Here is a 16758-nt window from a genome sequence, read left to right as displayed (position 1 = left end):
GTTTTGTCTTAGTATTAAATTATAATGAGAATGTACTTAATTAGATAGTTTTATCACCTGAATCACTTTTTCTGCTCTTAAAATAACTAACAATAATCGGAACAACGGAAACAGCTACTATAAGTAGTACAACAAGTGAAAAATGTTCTTTTATTATTGGAATATTCCCGAATAGATACCCGCTCCCGACCCCGATAAATACCCAGATAAAACCACCAATAATATTATATAAAATGAAATGAGTGTAATTCATCTTACTCATTCCAGCAATAAACGGAATAAATGTACGAATGAATGGAATAAAGCGCCCGATCATAATTGCTTTACCACCGTTTTTCTCAAAAAACAGTTCTGCTTGACGCATCCTTTTTCCATCTATGAATTTCTTTAACCTTTTATGTTTTAACATATTGTTGCCTAGCTTACTACCTAAATAATAGTTCAAACTATCGCCAAGCACCGCAGCTACACCCATAATAATAATTAGTAAAAACCAATTTAATGTAGAACCTGATAATGCACTAAGTGCCCCTGCAGCAAAAAGTAAGGAATCACCTGGGAGGAATGGAAAAATCACAATCCCCGTTTCAATAAATACAATTGCAAATAAAATGATATAAACAAGTAATCCATAGTCATTTACTAAAGTCGTTAAATGTGCATCAATATGCAAAATAAAACTAATTAAATCTCCAATAATAGACATCAAAAAACTCCCTATGCTAGATTATTACACTTTAATTACCCGTTCATTACTTACTGCGTTTTCTACGATCTTGGTTCTGACGAATCTTATCTTCCATGCCTTGATCACTTGCCTCATATATCGTTGCATTTGCAATTTGATCGGGCAAATATTGTTGTTTCACGTAGTGATTAGGGTAATCATGCGGATATTGATAGCCTTTATGCCCAAGCTTGTCCGCACCTTTATAATGCGTGTCACGTAAATGCATCGGCACTTCAGTTATGCCTACTTGATCGATTAGTGAAGTTGCTTTCCCTAAGGCAACAGCAATGGCATTAGACTTCGGACTTTCTACTGCAAACAATATCGCTTGTGCAATATTATACTTCGCTTCTGGAAAACCAATTTTATGATACGCATCCATCGCCGTAACCGCTTGAACCATCGCTTGCGGATTAGCAAGTCCAATATCCTCACTACATGCCACAATAAGCCTGCGTAAAAATGTCATCGGGTCCATTCCTAGCTTCTCTACCGCATATAAGAACCAATATAGTGCAGCATCACTAGAGCCTCTTATACTCTTGTGAAATGCCGATAGTACATCATATTGCGTAGAAGTATCCGCTCGAACAGTACGCTTGCGAATCGATTCTTGTGCTACATCCAATGTAATATGGACGCTCCCGTCAGGTGCAGAGGAAGTCGTCAACGCAGCTAGTTCAAGTGCATTAAGTGCACGACGAATATCTCCACCAGCCATCTCTGCTAAATGTTCTAATGCCTCTTCATCAACGTTGAGTTTCATAAATCCGAGACCTCGTTGTTCATTGACGATCGCCCGTTCCATCGCTATTTTTGCATGTTTTGCAGAGAGTGGCTCAAGTTGGAATAACGTTGAGCGAGACAATAGTGCGCCGTTAACATGATGGAAAGGATTTTCTGTTGTAGCACCAATAAAGATAATGATCCCTTGTTCAACAGCTGGTAAGAGTGCATCCTGACGAGATGTATTGAAACGATGTACTTCATCCAGAAATAGAATTGTCTTGCGACCATATAACACTTTATTCGTTTTCGCTGATTCAATAACTTCTCGAACATCTTTAACAGACGCTTCTACTGCATTCAACCGCACGAATTGAGCCTGCGTTGATTGCGATATAATATGAGCAAGAGTCGTTTTTCCACAGCCGGGCGGTCCATATAGTAAGATCGAGCTAATCTGATCTCCTTCAATTGCTCTACGTAACAGTTTACCTTCACCGACAATATGTTCTTGTCCTATATATTCATCTAACTGTTGTGGACGCATTCGATCTGCTAATAATTTATGCTGCGTAGTTGGTTGATCTTCATCTATTGTAAATAAATCCATTATCCCACTTCCAAATTCATAATCTAATACTTTGATTATAACATTTGTCCCCAATATATATCAGTCCGATAAAGCATATAAACAACACCATTTTGCTCATGCTTTGAAAATAACTGTTTGATGTCCTCAATATACTCATCATAACGAGCATCAGTCTCTACTAATGAAAATGAAGAGGATTGAATTCTTCCAAATAAACCATCGAGATCGAACTGTTGAACATATTGATAACTAGCGAGCTGAGGTTCCTGTCCACCATAAAATGATTTAAGTGAAGTTTGGTTAATATGCTTATGCTTAACCTCATCATATTGCTTTCCATACTTTAGAAATAGCTCATCATAATTATTCATAAATGCGGATGCACCAACATCTCGTTGATTCCAGAGCAAAACAACCTGTCCATCTCGCTTCAATATTCTCTTAAATTCTATTCGAGTAAGTTCAACGTCAAACCAGTGAAAAGCTTGTGCACAAACAACATGATCCACACTCTCGTTAGCAAGTTCCGTTCGCTCCGCACTTCCACTACTAACGCTTAGTTGATGAACACTTTGTCGATTGTTTGTTAAATAATATTGTAACTGCTCAGTTAGAGCGTTACGCATATCATCATTCGGTTCAACTGCCACCATTGGAATGTGCTGCTCTAACAATTTCTCTGTAAATATTCCAGTGCCCGCTCCAATGTCTGCTACAAGATCACTATTTGTAATACCTACTACGTTAAGCAAATGCTGAATAACCTCTTCGGAATAACTTGGACGATATTTGACATATTGCTCCGAGCGTCCGGAGAATCGTTGTGTAGAATCCATTGCGACCACCCTTCCATCTGATATTTTCCATTTTACAGGAGTCCTTGTGATGAGTCTATGTTAGTGCTCCTTTCGGTACGAAAGGGAATTTTACACTTCCTCGATGAATTTAATACTCTTTTCTGTGCATGGAAGGAATCCCAACTCATATTTGCACTTACATTACAATGGAAAAAGGTTATCTCCGTTTATGAAGATAACCTTTTTCTATTTGCCAATATCGATGGCATATTCACTAATTTCTGATGAAATTAATAGAACTATTTCAACAAATCCTTCACAACTTCACTAACCATTACAAGTCCCGCTACGTTAGGAACGAAAGCGTTACTAGAAGGCGGTTGTTGTGCTTTACGGATCTCAGGCGCGTTATCAGGCACGATACGCTGTGTAACGTCTTCACGAGGCTTTAGAGGCTCCTCATCAGAGAATACCACCTTAACCCCTTTCTTGATACCATCTTTGCGCAGCTTCGTTCTTACGACGCGTGCAATAGGATCGGTGTGAGTTTTTGAAATATCAGCTACCTTAAATCGAGTAGGGTCCATTTTATTCGCGGCACCCATACTTGAAATAATCGGTATGTTACGATTTAAGCACTCTTTAATAAGATGCACTTTGTAAATAATCGTATCTGATGCGTCAACGACATAATCAATATCATACGCAAATAGTTGCTCATATGTCTCTTCTGTATAGAACATGCGAAGCGAGATCGCATCACAGTCTGGATTAATTAATTTAATACGATCACGCATTAGATCAGCTTTGGGCTGTCCTACTGTTGTAATTAGCGCATGAATTTGACGGTTAATGTTTGTAATGTCTACAACATCTTTGTCAATTAGAATCAGTCTACCTACACCAGTTCTTGCTAAAGCTTCGGCAGCCATTGAACCAACGCCACCGATACCAAGAATTGCAATCGTACTACCTTTAAGTTTATCTAAACCCTCAGGACCAATTGCTAGCTCAGTACGTGAAAATTGATGAAGCATAATGCTAATCTCCTTTCGACAGTGACCGATTATTCAGTTTTACCTGCGTTAGCTACAGCTTCTGCAACTGGCTTAGGCTTAACAACTGTACGAATATGAAGTTGCTCAAGTTGAGACAATTCAACTTCTGAAGGCGCATCACACAATAGATCTGTTGCACTAGCTGTTTTCGGGAATGCAATGGTTTCACGAAGGTTAGTACGACCAGTTAGTAACATTACTAGACGGTCGAAACCGAATGCAATACCACCATGTGGAGGTGTACCATACTCAAATGCATCTAGTAGGAAGCCGAATTTCTCTTGCGCTTCTTCCATAGAGAATCCAAGTGCAGCGAACATTTTCTCTTGTACATCACGTTTGTAGATACGCATAGAACCGCCACCAACTTCATAGCCGTTCAAGACGATATCGTAAGCTTGCGCACGAATTTGTCCTGGATCAGTATCGAAGTAATGAACGTCATCTTCATTAGGACGAGTGAACGGATGATGTTCTGCGACATAGCGTTTTGCATCTTCATCGTATCCAAGCAATGGGAAGTCAACAACCCATACAAATTTAAATGCTTTCTCATCGATCAAGTTCAAATCTTTACCTAATTTAAGACGAAGGTTACCAAGTACGTCTGCAACAACTTTGGGTTTGTCAGCAGAGAATGTTAGTAAATCTCCTTCTTCAACATTCAAGCGTTCAGTTAGTGCAGCAATTTCTTCAGGTTTCAAGAATTTAACGATTGGACCTTTCCACTCGCCGTCTTTAATTTGAATCCATGCAAGACCTTTACCACCATAACGAGCAGCAAACGGTTGTAAATCGTCAAGCTCTTTACGACTCCAGCTTGCACAGCCTTTAGCGTTAAGTGCTTTAACTACGCCACCACCAGCAGCAACTGATGCGAATACTTTCACGTCACTTGTAGAAACGATATCTGTAATATCTTCGATTTCAAGACCGAAACGAAGATCTGGTTTGTCTGAACCGTATTTGTTCATAGCGTCTTTGTACGTAATACGTTGGAAAGGAAGTTGAAGCTCAACACCAACAGTTTCACGAAGCAATTTCGCCATAAGATCTTCCATCATGCCTAGCAATTGATCTTGAGACAAGAATGAAGTCTCAATGTCGACTTGAGTGAACTCAGGTTGACGGTCAGCACGCAAATCTTCATCACGGAAACAACGAGCGATTTGGTAGTAACGTTCGATACCACCAACCATAAGCAATTGCTTAAAGATTTGTGGAGATTGTGGTAGTGCAAAGAATTCTCCTTCATGTACACGAGATGGAACTAGATAGTCACGTGCACCTTCTGGAGTACTCTTTGTAAGAATTGGTGTTTCAACATCGATGAAGCCATTGCCGTCTAGGAAATCACGGAAAATTTTCGCTGCTTTAGAACGAAGCAACAAAGTTTTTTGCATTTCTGGACGACGAAGGTCAAGATAACGATATTTCAAACGAATAGACTCATCAACCTCAACACCATCTTCGATTGGGAATGGTGGAGTTTTCGCAGCATTCATTACTTCGATTTCAGTAACACGAACTTCAATTTCACCAGTTGCAAGGTTTGCATTGAAAGTTTCTGGATCACGTTCAACAACAGTACCTTTTACAGCAAGAACATACTCGTTACGAGCACGATCAGCGATTTCAAGTGCTTGACCAGAGAAATCTGGGTTGAATACGGTTTGCACGATACCTGTACGGTCACGTAAATCAATAAATAGAACGCCACCAAGGTCACGACGACGTTGTACCCAGCCGTTCAGTGTAACTTCAGTGCCTACATCAGCTTTAGTTAAAGTACCGCAGTTTACGGTTTTTAGCATAGACATGTCTAATCCTCATTTCATAATAATTATTATTATATGTTTCAACAACAAATTTGTTGGAGTTACAGTTTTTAAGACCAACCAATCAAGTAAGCTTTACATGAAGCAAAGCAAGCAAGCGTTGCATGAAGCAATGAAGCAAAGCCGCAACGACAGCAAAGCGCCTCGTTGCCCTTCATCTCCAGCCCCAGATGCTCTTAACCTTCGCAAGCTATTCCCAAGAAGAGGCACCCTAGAGTCTCTCGCTTGTCAGCACCGAGAAGATGCCTTGAAGCTAGGGATTCGAGTAGCGGAGTGTACGTTATTGGTACACGAGCACACGCAGAATTCCGATGAAAGGCATATTCGACGTCGAGTTAGCTACGAAGCTTAGACTCCGTGATCACATGCGAGAGTTCGGAGAAGGAGACTTTGCTTTGTTGTCCTGTCGCCATCTCTTTCAGCGTAATCTCCCCATTAGCAAGTTCATCATCACCAAGAATTGCAGTGTAACGAGCCTGCAGGCGATCTGCTGATTTCATTTGAGCTTTCATCTTGCGACCTTGATAATCACGTTCAGCTTTTACTCCTGCTTTACGTAATTGATAAACAAGCTTTGTTACTTGACGATCTGCTTCATCACCTAGAGCGATTAGATATACATCAAGCTCGTTAAGATTTGGAATTGCAGTTTCTTGATGCTCAAGCAATAATACAGTGCGTTCTAGCCCTAGACCGAAGCCTACGCCTGGGTGATCTGGACCACCAACATCAGCAACAAGTCCGTTATAGCGACCACCACCACCAACTGTATCAATTGCCCCGATACCTTCCGCTTTGAACTCAAACGCAGTGTGTGTATAGTAATCAAGACCACGAACGAGACGGTGATTGATCTCATATGGAATTTCCATATCCGTTAAAAGTTGCTTCACTTTATCAAAGTGATTTTGACATTCTTCATCCAAGCTATCAAGAATCGACGGAGCGTCTGTAAAGTGTTTCTGATCAACTTTACAATCCAATACACGTAGAGGATTGCGATCGATACGAGACTGACAATCTTTGCAAAGAATTTCACGTTTCGGCTCTAAATAAGCAAGTAACTTCTCACGGAATGCTGCGCGAACAGCAGGTGTTCCAACTGAGTTAATTTCAACACCAACACCTCTAAGTCCAACCTCTGTATAGAAGGTATAACCTAATGCAATCACTTCTGCATCAAGTGCAGGATCTGCGGCTCCGATAGCTTCAACCCCAAATTGATGGAATTGACGGTATCGACCAGCTTGAGGACGCTCGTAGCGGAACATCGGGCCCATGTAGTACAACTTAGTTAGATCTGGTTCTCCAAACAACTTATTCTCTACAAACGAGCGTACAACGCCTGCAGTACCTTCGGGACGAAGAGTTAAGCTGCGCTCCCCACGATCGATGAATGTATACATTTCTTTCTCAACGATATCTGTTGTTTCACCAACACCACGCTGAAACAGTTCAGTAGATTCAAAAATCGGAGTACGTATTTCTCTAAAATTATAACGGCTGCAAATTTCACGAGCTTTCTGCTCGACAAACTGCCATTTTTCTACGCTTCCTGGCAAAATATCTTGAGTACCTGGCGACTTTTTGAATGACATAGCGATAACCTCCCTAAACAATTTGTAGCTATCTTCAAAACCCTCGAGTAACAAAAGCCACTACGAAAAGCTAAAAATACATAAACTAATGCAGAGTGCCATCGTGATCACGTTAGAACACGCAAAAAAACTCTCGCTCCTTCTGACTAATAGCCAAAAGGGACGAGAGTATTATCTCCCGTGGTACCACCCACATTTCGAATATCCAGCAACTATCAACATAATAAATGTTTGAGTTGTAGCTATTCGCTCCATACGATTATCGTCCGTAACACGCATAAAACTAATGTCGTACTTAAGCATAATAAGTACCGTTCATCTTATGTTCTCAGGGATGTTATTCACTCAATTCATATAAAGGTGCTTTCAGCCAATGGACACCTATCTCTGGGTATAGTGGAGTTGAGTTACTTCTTCCCGTCAAGGAATGAAATATTAAGTTGTTACTGATATCATATTTTACTTGTCCCAATGATTAAAGTCAAGATAGAACTAATACATAGCATCTCCCAAACCCTTATAAATAAACTATGGAAACGCCCATTTCAAACTTTGTAGCAACATCTGCACGATCATTTTAACCATAACAACTTAACGATGTTTTGCATTCAAGACGTTTTACTACATCAACACAACCGAAAAAAGACAGAAAAAAACCTGCGGCATCTCCGCAGGCTATAATAATATATTATTAAAAAGGGGGTCGAGGTTTATTATAGGTTAATGATGTTAAAGGGACATTATCATTATGTTACAAGTTGATTACAAAAAAGAAAGCGTTTAAATTCTAGTCCTATTTATCTTCCGTATCAATAATAATTGTAATCGGCCCATCATTCACAAGACTTACATCCATCTCCGCTCCGAATTGTCCGGTTTCAACATGGATCCCTTTATTACGTAATAAATCATTAAACATTAAATACATTGGCTCTGCATGTTCTGGTCTTGCTGCCTTCATAAAACTTGGACGACGCCCTTTTCTACAATCTCCATAAAGCGTAAATTGTGAGACAGACAAAATACTGCCACCAGCCTCGGTAATATCCAAGTTCATCTTTCCAGCTTCATCTTCAAATATCCGAAGTCCAGAGAGCTTGTCCGCCACCCATTTAAGGTCTTGTTCAGTATCCTCATGAGTAATGCCTACGAGTAGCACAAGTCCTTTATCAATGGCACCAACTTGCTCGCCAGCTATCGTAACATTGGCTGCTTTACTGCGCTGTACAACTACTCTCACAATGTTCGACTCCTTTAATAAATCATCCTAACTTTCCTTTATTGCATAATCCGTTGTACGGAATAAATATCTTTAATTTTTTTGATTTTCTCAACGACATTAGTAAGATGCTCCGTATGGCTAATAAGAACTGTCATATGCATAATAGCCATCTTATTTTTCCCTGTTCGACCAGATACTGCACTAATGTTAGTTTTGGCTTCAGATACAGCTTGAAGTACTTCATTCAATAATCCACGACGATCACTGCCTGTAATTTCAATATCAACACTATAGTTAGCATTTATTGAATCGACCCATTCAACTTCAATTACACGATCTGCTTCTTCATTATCTGTACCAAATGGAATGTTCAAACAATCCATACGATGCACAGAAACACCTCTGCCACGTGTAATATATCCGATAATGAGATCACCTGGAACAGGATTACAACATCTAGCAAAGCGGACAAGTAAATTGTCTACCCCTTTAACTTTGACACCATTATTGTTGTTTTTAACCTTTTTGTTAACTGCACTGCCTTTGATTTCAGTAATTTCTTTCGTTAACTCTATCTGGTTCGCTTCTTCTTGTTCACGGCGAAGTTTTTCAGTAAGCTTAGTCACGATTTGTGCGGCTGTTATACCACTGAATCCAATTGCAGCCATCATATCTTCGACATCATTAAATGTGAATTTCGTCGCAACTTCTTGCAGCTTATCATCTGTCATCCAAAGATGTGGCTCAAGTCCTAGACGCTTCAATTCTCGCTCAATTAAATCTCGACCTTTAGCTACATTCTCCTCGCGCTTCTCTTTCTTAAACCATTGCTTTATCTTACTTCTTGCATGGGAAGATTGAGCTATTTTTAGCCAATCGGAGCTAGGACCATAGGAATGTTTGCTCGTCAATATTTCTACGATATCGCCTGTTTTTAGTTTATGATCAAGCGGAACAATTCTTCCATTCACTTTAGCACCAATTGTACGATTGCCAACTTCCGTATGAATGCGGAATGCAAAATCCAAAGGTACCGAACCCGCTGGTAATTCAATAACCTCACCATTAGGAGTAAACACAAATACAAGATCAGAGAAAAAGTCCATTTTCAACGATTCCATAAACTCTGCCGCATCTTGTGTCTCATTTTGTAATTCAAGAATTTCACGGAACCATGTCATTTTATCGCCAAAACTACCGTCTGGAACTACATTACCTTCTTTATAAGCCCAGTGTGCAGCAATACCATACTCGGAAGTTTGATGCATATCCCAAGTACGAATTTGCACTTCCGTCGGCTCACCATTGGGACCAATAACTGTTGTATGAAGAGATTGGTACATATTGGCTTTAGGCATCGCAATATAGTCTTTGAAGCGACCAGGCATTGGTTTCCAAAGTGTATGAATAATACCTAACGTAGCATAACAATCTTTAATATTTTCAACAATGACGCGAATAGCAAATAAATCATAAATTTCGCTAAATTGCTTATTGCGTGTTGTCATTTTTTGATAAATGCTGTATAAATGCTTCGGACGTCCTGAGATATCACCTTCGATACCCATCTCCGCTAACTTTTCACGAATACGACTAACAACATCTTCAATAAACGCTTCACGTTCCACGCGTTTTTTCTTCATCAAATTAGCAATACGATAGTATTGCTGTGGATTCAAGTACCGCAGCGCGATATCTTCCATTTCCCATTTAATTGCAGAAATACCAAGACGGTGAGCGATAGGGCAGAATATTTCAAGTGTTTCATAGGCAATTCTACGCTGAGATTCCTCAGATTGATATTTCAACGTACGCATATTGTGAAGACGATCAGCTAATTTGATAAGAATAACACGAATGTCTTGTGCCATAGCAACAAACATTTTTCGGTAATTTTCATTTTGCTGTTCTTCACGCGATTGAAACCTAATTTTTTCTAGTTTCGTCAATCCATCTACAAGCATCGCACATGTTTCGCCGAATTTCTCACGAACAGTCTCAAGATCGACTGTTGTGTCTTCCACGACATCATGAAGAAGAGCAGTCACGATCGACAGCACGTCCATACCCATATCTAGGACGATATCTGCAACTGTTAGAGGATGTAATATATAAGCCTCACCTGATTTACGTACTTGCCCACTATGGGCTTGATCTGCAAAATCATAGGCTTCTCTAATCAGCTTGAGATCTTGCTCTTTCATATAAATTGATGCTTTTTCAATTAATTGCTCTATGCCCATGATAAGATCCCTTCCCAAGCTAGTCTGTCTAAAGTCCGAGCTAATTTCTTCTATTTCTAATTATTATGCCTGTTATATACCTATTACGTCAATGTACCATTATAAAAAACAGACCGCTACCCTATGCAAGATCAAGTTAATTGCTCTGCAAAGGTAGTCGGTCTATCTCCAAATACTAAGTATTATTACTAATAAGTCATTAAGGACTGAACCTCAACGCCTTCCATTTTGTTTCTACCATCAAGATATGAAAGCTCGATTAAAAACGCTGTTCCTACTACTTCGCCACCAACTTGTTTAATGAGATCGATAACTGTCGCGATCGTACCACCTGTTGCTAATAAATCATCAGCAATAAGTACACGTTGACCTGGTTCAATAGCATCTTTATGCATAGCAAGTTGATCAGTACCATATTCTAGCGAATAGCTAGCACTAATCGTTTCACCTGGTAATTTACCGCTTTTACGAATAGGAACAAAACCAACTCCTAGTTCAAGAGCTAGTGGAGCACCCACAACAAACCCACGAGCTTCAGGACCAGCAATAACATCAATTTCAAGATGCTCGACTAATTTACGAAGCTCAACAATTGCTGCTTTATAAGTTGCTCCATCTTTCAATAAAGTTGTAATATCTTTGAAACGAATGCCTGGTGTAGGGAAATCTTCGATTACACGAACATAATCTTTAAAGTTAATAGTTGAATTTGACACGAATCGTCAACCCTTTCTGTGACCGCTTAAACTTGCATTCATTTCGCTTCGAATTGAAGTTTAGCACTATTATAACGAGCTGAACTCGCTAAATCTTTTTTCTGTGGAGAAGGTACCGCTTGAATTTGATAAGAATTAATGTTAATAAATCCGAGTTCCTCAAATACGCCCAATATCAAATCAATCTCTACGTTTGCTAATCCACTAAGCTTGTTAAGTTTTTCGTATACTCCACGTTTGGGTACGATTCCCTGCTTACGAACATACTGATAAATGATACCAAATTGTTCTCTTGAAGGGAATACTTTTAACACTTCTTTTTGTACATGTAAATCTTGTAATTGAAGTTGAGGCTTTCTGATCGAGTTCCATTCATTAATAGAAAGCTCTCCAACGACTTCGATCGACTCTGGAACGGATAGTTGCTTCGCATAGTCGCCCATTCCAAAACCTATAACATCTAATGTCATTTGTTGATCTTTGAGTAGCAACTTAAGATGTTTGCCTTCCTTACCAATCGCTCTTCGTTCCGCGAGATTAGTATGCTTTACGAGTACGCGTGGTGAAGGATTGCTCATCCCAAACGGTTCTAATAATGCTAATTGATTAATGGTGTCGAGTGTTATATCTCGCAAATCACAAGCTAGATCAATCTTTAGCTTGGGTATCCAATCCTCTTCCGTTAACCATTGTACCGCCAAATTATCAAGTTCAGCCTCTAACTTCGGCAAATTATCAATAAGTAGAGTCATACCTGCTGCTGCCTGATGACCACCGTAATGCTCGAGCAATGAATCGCATTCAGTTAATGCTGCATGCAGATCATAACCTTCAATTGATCTTGCTGAACCTTTAGCAGTTCCTTTCTCAGCATCAATCCCGAATACAATAACAGGCTTATAGTATCGTTCCAACATTTTGGAAGCAACAATTCCGATAACCCCAACATTCCACCCCTCTTGGGCGAGAACTATTACATTAGGCTCAGGCTGGTTTGCTTGCTTCACTATTTTGAGTTTACTTTGCCACTGTGCTTCAGCTTCTTGTATCATCGTCTCAACAATCAATTGACGTTCTTTATTCAGATGATCTAGCTCGGTCGCAAGTTGAATCGCTGCTTGCTCATTAGAAGAAGTAATCAATTCCACAGCTTGCTTCGCATGCTTCAGCCTTCCAGCAGCATTAATTCTCGGAGCAATACCAAAGCCAATATTCATTGCGCTTAATTCAGCCATATTAATACCACAAGCATCAGCAAGAGCATTAAATCCGATCTGCTCACCTTTACGCAATTCCGCTAGTCCATAACTTACAATAATACGATTCTCATCTTGTAGTGGCATGAGATCGGCAATTGTGCCAAGTGCAACAATACCGGACCATTGCATGGGAGCACCATCTAATAAAGCTGTAGCAAGCTTAAACGCCACACCAACACCCGCTAATCCTTTGAAAGGATAAGGACAATGGAGTTGCTTTGGATTTACGACTGCCACTGCTTCTGGCAATTGATCCGGAGGTTCATGATGGTCTGTAATAACAACATCAATACCAAGTAGCTTGGCATATTCTACTTCTTCATATGCACTAATCCCGGTATCAACCGTCACAATGAGTGCGACACCATCTTGCTTAGCCTTATCTATTGCCCCTTTATTCAGGCCATAGCCTTCCAGCATTCGATGTGGAATATAATAGTCAAAGTTCAATTCAAGTTCAGCAAATGTGAAGTATAGCAATGATGTGCTGGATACACCATCTGCATCGTAGTCTCCATAAATCCGAACCTTTTCACCTTGTTGTTTTGCAAGCAATATTCGTTCTACCGCTTCATTCATCCCAGCTAGTAAGTATGGATCATGCATATTAGCTGGTGTACCATATAAGAAAGATTCTATTGAGTCAGCGTTATCATATCCGCGCTGAATTAGTAATTTTGTTACAAGAGTGGGAATGGTAAGTTGCTTACTTAATTGAGCCGCAAGCATTTCTTGTTCTTGTGACCAAGTAGCTAACTTCCAACGATTTCTTCGTTGAATCATCTCGCCAACTCCTTTCAATTTCATCCAATCTACTGCAATATCGTTGGTACTTCATCATGAGCAGCAGAGTGGTTTGATTTGTATGGATAATCAGGTGCAAACGGTTTTACATGAACAACAACATCGGTAAGATGTGTAAAACGATGCATTAATAACATGCGTACACGTTTTGCAATATCTTGACCTTCTTGCACCGTAATTTTGGGATTAACATTAATCGTTAATGAAGCAACAACATAATGTCCTTGTTCTTTGGCCTCACAACTTTCAATAGCAACAACGCCATTAATACGTTGTACAACCTGTAAAATACGCTCCGTACTATCTGAATCGTTGTTACAATTATGTGAAAGGTGAGACTTAGAGAAGAACATCATTAGCTTATTCAATAAGCTCTTTTGTTTTTCAACATCCACAGACATCTGATCCTCCTAAAACTTTTCAGGGTTATCCATGAAAAGTACTTCGTAAGCTTACTCTAATTTTCATAGTCATTTCATGAAACGTGCCTCGCATCCACTATCTACGTTTCATGATCATTCAACAACTTATTATACCATAACTTCGCAAATATTCTTCACAAAAAACAATCCTCCAATTGTTAGTCTTTACTAACAATTGGAGGATACTTTAAGCGGAAGAATACCTCTTCAACTAGATAACAGGCTCTTTCTTCGAAGAAGGAGCAGCTGCTCTCGGTTTCTTAGATTTCTCTCTCTTCTTCAAATCAAACCAAAGTGGGCTCGCCAAACATAATGTTGAATATGCACCACTCACAAGACCAATTAGAATAGCTAGTGAGAATAGACGAATCGATTCACTACCGAACAAGAATATTAATAACGTAACAATAAACACAGTTAACACAGTGTACAAGTTACGAGCCATCGTTTGCCAAATACTTGCATTAACAATTTCTGCAAGTTGCTCTTCATTTTTATGAGGTTTAAAGCGTAAGTTCTCACGAATACGGTCAAATATTACGATTTTATCGTTGATAGAGTAACCAAGGACAGTAAGTACTGCTGCTATAAACGGAAGATCGACTTCTAGACGGAATAACGAGAATATTGCAACTACGACAAAACAGTCATACAAAATTGCAATATTAGCGGATAATGCAAATCTCCATTCAAAGCGAACCATTACATATAACATAATCAATAGAGAAGCAGCAAGAATCGCCCAAATTGTCTTAACAGCAAGCTCTCTCGCTAATTCTGCTGATACAACATTAACTTCAAAGTCTATTTGATCACCAAACTTAGTCATTAGTGCCGTTTGAATGGCTTTCATAGAATCTGTTGTTAACTCTTCGCCAAAACGAACAGAAATACGTTCACTATTTACTCCACCGACTGTAGGCGTTTCATCATAGCCTAGGCCTGTCAAAACTTCGATAACTTCAGCTTGAGTTACCCCATGATCAGCTACCGCATCCATTGTTGTTCCGGACTTAAAGTCAATGCCTAGATTCATTTGGAAAATAAGTAGCGACACTAATCCGATTATTACCAGAAGTGATGAAGCAGTGTAAAATTTCTTGCGATTTTTTATGAAATCATAGTGAATTTTGTAATCAAAGTGCACGGATATCTTCCTCCTTCACACCATAGTATTTGGGTTTCATAAATGCATTGCTGCTTACTAACATTGTAAGAAGGAATCTTGACAAGTAAATATTCGTTAGAACACTGACGATAATACTGAAAATCATCGTTAAGGCAAAACCTTTAATTGCACCGTCACCAATTACATATAACGCTACACTCGCGATAATTGATGTAACGTTCGCATCCATAATTGTACGGAAAGAACTTTTAGAACCAGCTTTCAAACTTGAAAACATACTTTTACCCGACCGAATCTCTTCTTTAATCCGTTCAGCTGTAATAATATTGGCATCTACCGCGATACCGACACCAAGTACAAACGCAGCGATACCCGGAAGTGTCAACGTTGCACCCATCCAATTATGAACTAATATCAATAACCAAGCATACGTAATAATTGAAATTCCAGCAACAAAGCCTGGAACTCGATACACAATAATCATAAATGCTAAAACAATTAACGACCCAATAATACCAGCAGTTACAGTACTCTTTAAGGAATCTAATCCTAATTTGGCACCAACACTTTGTTGATATTTCTCTGTAAGTTTCAATGGCAGTGAGCCCATATTAATAAGATCACGTAGATTTTCAGCTTCAGCACGATCACCAACAGAAATTTGCGCGGAGCCACCTGTAATTGGGTAATTGACACTTGGACGAGAAATTTCTTCATCATCTAAATAAATAGCTAAATATGAACCTACAAGTGCTGTCGTTACATCAGTAAATTTCTGAGCATCTTTCAATTCGATCGTTACGACAGGACGATTAAGGTCATCAAAAGCTAATTTAGCACTATTTTCTTTGAAATCCGTACCATCTAACTTAATCGTCCCATCTGGAGCACGGAACGTCAGATTAATCGGTTTCTTTAATAGTTCTCTTATCTCTTCTTCATTGGTAACCCCAGCTAGACGAACACGAATACGGTTAGTCCCTTCTGGTAAAACCTCTGGTTCAGCTACACCTGAAGCATTAATTCGTTTTTCTAAACTTTTAGCAGTTTCCTTCAAAGCTTCTGATGTTACTTTACCACCACCAGTGCCACCCTCTGCACTAGCATTTTCAAAAGGTGTTGCCTCATAAAGCACTTCAAAGCCGCCCTTAAGATCAAGTCCTAGCTTTACCTCTTTTAGTATTGAAGGGCTTGTCCAAGCGATTACGCCAAATAGCACAACAACCACTACGACAAAGGCAAGCAATCTTTTCTTAACCATACGTCAATAATCCCCCTTAGATCTCAATATTCCTATTATACAGATGTCGAAATACGACGTCAAAAAAAAAGAAACCCTTCCCTATTCGAAAGAGTCTCCTTTGTATGCACTTAACATTAAATAGTTCATAAATTGAGTTGCTCTTAAAGATAAAATATCATTTACAAGCTGATGAAGCTGGGGTTGTCCACTTTTCGCATAACGAGAACTTACACACGACCAAACTTCCTTAGCCTTAACATGCTCATATCCAAGTAGTTGTAGCTCCTCAGCCTTGCTTGTGCAAAGCTCCTTAATATCATCATTCCACTCTATACTAGACAATTGCTACACCTCCTACAACTTTTCAAAAGCTTCATAGTA

General features: G+C 39.4%; 14 protein-coding genes and 1 other annotated feature. All 14 genes read right to left on the bottom strand.

Features of this window, described 5'->3' with window-relative positions:
* Positions 1-40: 40 nt before the first annotated feature.
* Positions 41-706, bottom strand: a complete 666-nt coding sequence (locus NAG76_13960) for a VTT domain-containing protein (protein URN92945.1) — start codon at positions 704-706, stop codon at positions 41-43.
* A 46-nt stretch (positions 707-752) separates the two neighbouring features.
* Positions 753-2066: a replication-associated recombination protein A gene (locus NAG76_13955; GenBank protein ID URN92944.1), complete on the bottom strand. Its 1314-nt coding sequence runs from the start codon at positions 2064-2066 to the stop codon at positions 753-755.
* A gap of 35 nt (positions 2067-2101) precedes the next feature.
* The gene (locus tag NAG76_13950) at positions 2102-2884 is read right to left on the bottom strand and encodes a methyltransferase domain-containing protein (GenBank protein ID URN92943.1); all 783 of its coding nucleotides are present in this window, start codon (positions 2882-2884) and stop codon (positions 2102-2104) included.
* A gap of 260 nt (positions 2885-3144) precedes the next feature.
* A complete protein-coding gene (locus tag NAG76_13945) occupies positions 3145-3882 on the bottom strand; it encodes a tRNA threonylcarbamoyladenosine dehydratase (protein URN92942.1) in 738 nt (245 codons plus the stop codon).
* A gap of 29 nt (positions 3883-3911) precedes the next feature.
* Complete coding sequence (gene aspS, locus NAG76_13940) at positions 3912-5717, bottom strand: aspartate--tRNA ligase (protein URN96843.1); 1806 nt, start codon at positions 5715-5717, stop codon at positions 3912-3914.
* A gap of 359 nt (positions 5718-6076) precedes the next feature.
* A complete protein-coding gene (gene hisS, locus NAG76_13935; GenBank protein URN92941.1) occupies positions 6077-7339 on the bottom strand; it encodes a histidine--tRNA ligase in 1263 nt (420 codons plus the stop codon).
* A 155-nt stretch (positions 7340-7494) separates the two neighbouring features.
* Positions 7495-7772, bottom strand: a binding site (T-box leader).
* Between the two features lie 360 nt (positions 7773-8132).
* Positions 8133-8579 carry a D-aminoacyl-tRNA deacylase gene (gene dtd / locus NAG76_13930; GenBank protein URN92940.1) on the bottom strand — a complete coding sequence of 149 codons (447 nt, stop codon included), beginning with the start codon at positions 8577-8579 and terminating at the stop codon, positions 8133-8135.
* Between the two features lie 38 nt (positions 8580-8617).
* The gene (locus NAG76_13925) at positions 8618-10822 is read right to left on the bottom strand and encodes a bifunctional (p)ppGpp synthetase/guanosine-3',5'-bis(diphosphate) 3'-pyrophosphohydrolase (GenBank protein URN92939.1); all 2205 of its coding nucleotides are present in this window, start codon (positions 10820-10822) and stop codon (positions 8618-8620) included.
* Between the two features lie 170 nt (positions 10823-10992).
* Entirely contained in the window at positions 10993-11505 is a 513-nt protein-coding gene (locus NAG76_13920) for an adenine phosphoribosyltransferase (protein URN96842.1), read from the bottom strand.
* A 53-nt stretch (positions 11506-11558) separates the two neighbouring features.
* Entirely contained in the window at positions 11559-13562 is a 2004-nt protein-coding gene (gene recJ, locus NAG76_13915; protein ID URN92938.1) for a single-stranded-DNA-specific exonuclease RecJ, read from the bottom strand.
* A 29-nt stretch (positions 13563-13591) separates the two neighbouring features.
* Positions 13592-13984, bottom strand: a complete 393-nt coding sequence (locus tag NAG76_13910; GenBank protein URN92937.1) for a hypothetical protein — start codon at positions 13982-13984, stop codon at positions 13592-13594.
* A gap of 232 nt (positions 13985-14216) precedes the next feature.
* Positions 14217-15152, bottom strand: a complete 936-nt coding sequence (gene secF, locus NAG76_13905; protein ID URN92936.1) for a protein translocase subunit SecF — start codon at positions 15150-15152, stop codon at positions 14217-14219.
* Positions 15142-16395 (bottom strand): protein translocase subunit SecD, encoded by a 1254-nt coding sequence (secD, locus tag NAG76_13900; protein URN92935.1) that lies wholly within the window; start codon positions 16393-16395, stop codon positions 15142-15144. Before secD ends, secF begins: the two co-directional genes overlap by 11 nt.
* Before the next feature lie 81 nt (positions 16396-16476).
* Positions 16477-16719: a post-transcriptional regulator gene (locus NAG76_13895; GenBank protein URN92934.1), complete on the bottom strand. Its 243-nt coding sequence runs from the start codon at positions 16717-16719 to the stop codon at positions 16477-16479.
* Positions 16720-16758 lie beyond the last annotated feature (39 nt).

The sequence above is a fragment of the Candidatus Pristimantibacillus lignocellulolyticus genome, from assembly GCA_023639215.1.
Lineage (GTDB): Bacteria > Bacillota > Bacilli > Paenibacillales > Paenibacillaceae > Pristimantibacillus > Pristimantibacillus lignocellulolyticus.
This window is presented reverse-complemented; position numbering and strand designations above follow the sequence as displayed.

Excerpts from the sequence above, each read along its gene's own strand:
- NAG76_13960 (URN92945.1), bottom strand. The coding sequence starts at position 706 with ATGTCTATTATTGGAGATTTAATTAGTTTTATTTTGCATATTGATGCA.
- NAG76_13955 (URN92944.1), bottom strand. The coding sequence starts at position 2,066 with ATGGATTTATTTACAATAGATGAAGATCAACCAACTACGCAGCATAAA.
- NAG76_13950 (URN92943.1), bottom strand. The coding sequence starts at position 2,884 with ATGGATTCTACACAACGATTCTCCGGACGCTCGGAGCAATATGTCAAA.
- NAG76_13945 (URN92942.1), bottom strand. The coding sequence starts at position 3,882 with ATGCTTCATCAATTTTCACGTACTGAGCTAGCAATTGGTCCTGAGGGT.
- aspS (URN96843.1), bottom strand. The coding sequence starts at position 5,717 with ATGCTAAAAACCGTAAACTGCGGTACTTTAACTAAAGCTGATGTAGGC.
- hisS (URN92941.1), bottom strand. The coding sequence starts at position 7,339 with ATGTCATTCAAAAAGTCGCCAGGTACTCAAGATATTTTGCCAGGAAGC.
- recJ (URN92938.1), bottom strand. The coding sequence starts at position 13,562 with ATGATTCAACGAAGAAATCGTTGGAAGTTAGCTACTTGGTCACAAGAA.
- NAG76_13910 (URN92937.1), bottom strand. The coding sequence starts at position 13,984 with ATGTCTGTGGATGTTGAAAAACAAAAGAGCTTATTGAATAAGCTAATG.
- secD (URN92935.1), bottom strand. The coding sequence starts at position 16,395 with ATGGTTAAGAAAAGATTGCTTGCCTTTGTCGTAGTGGTTGTTGTGCTA.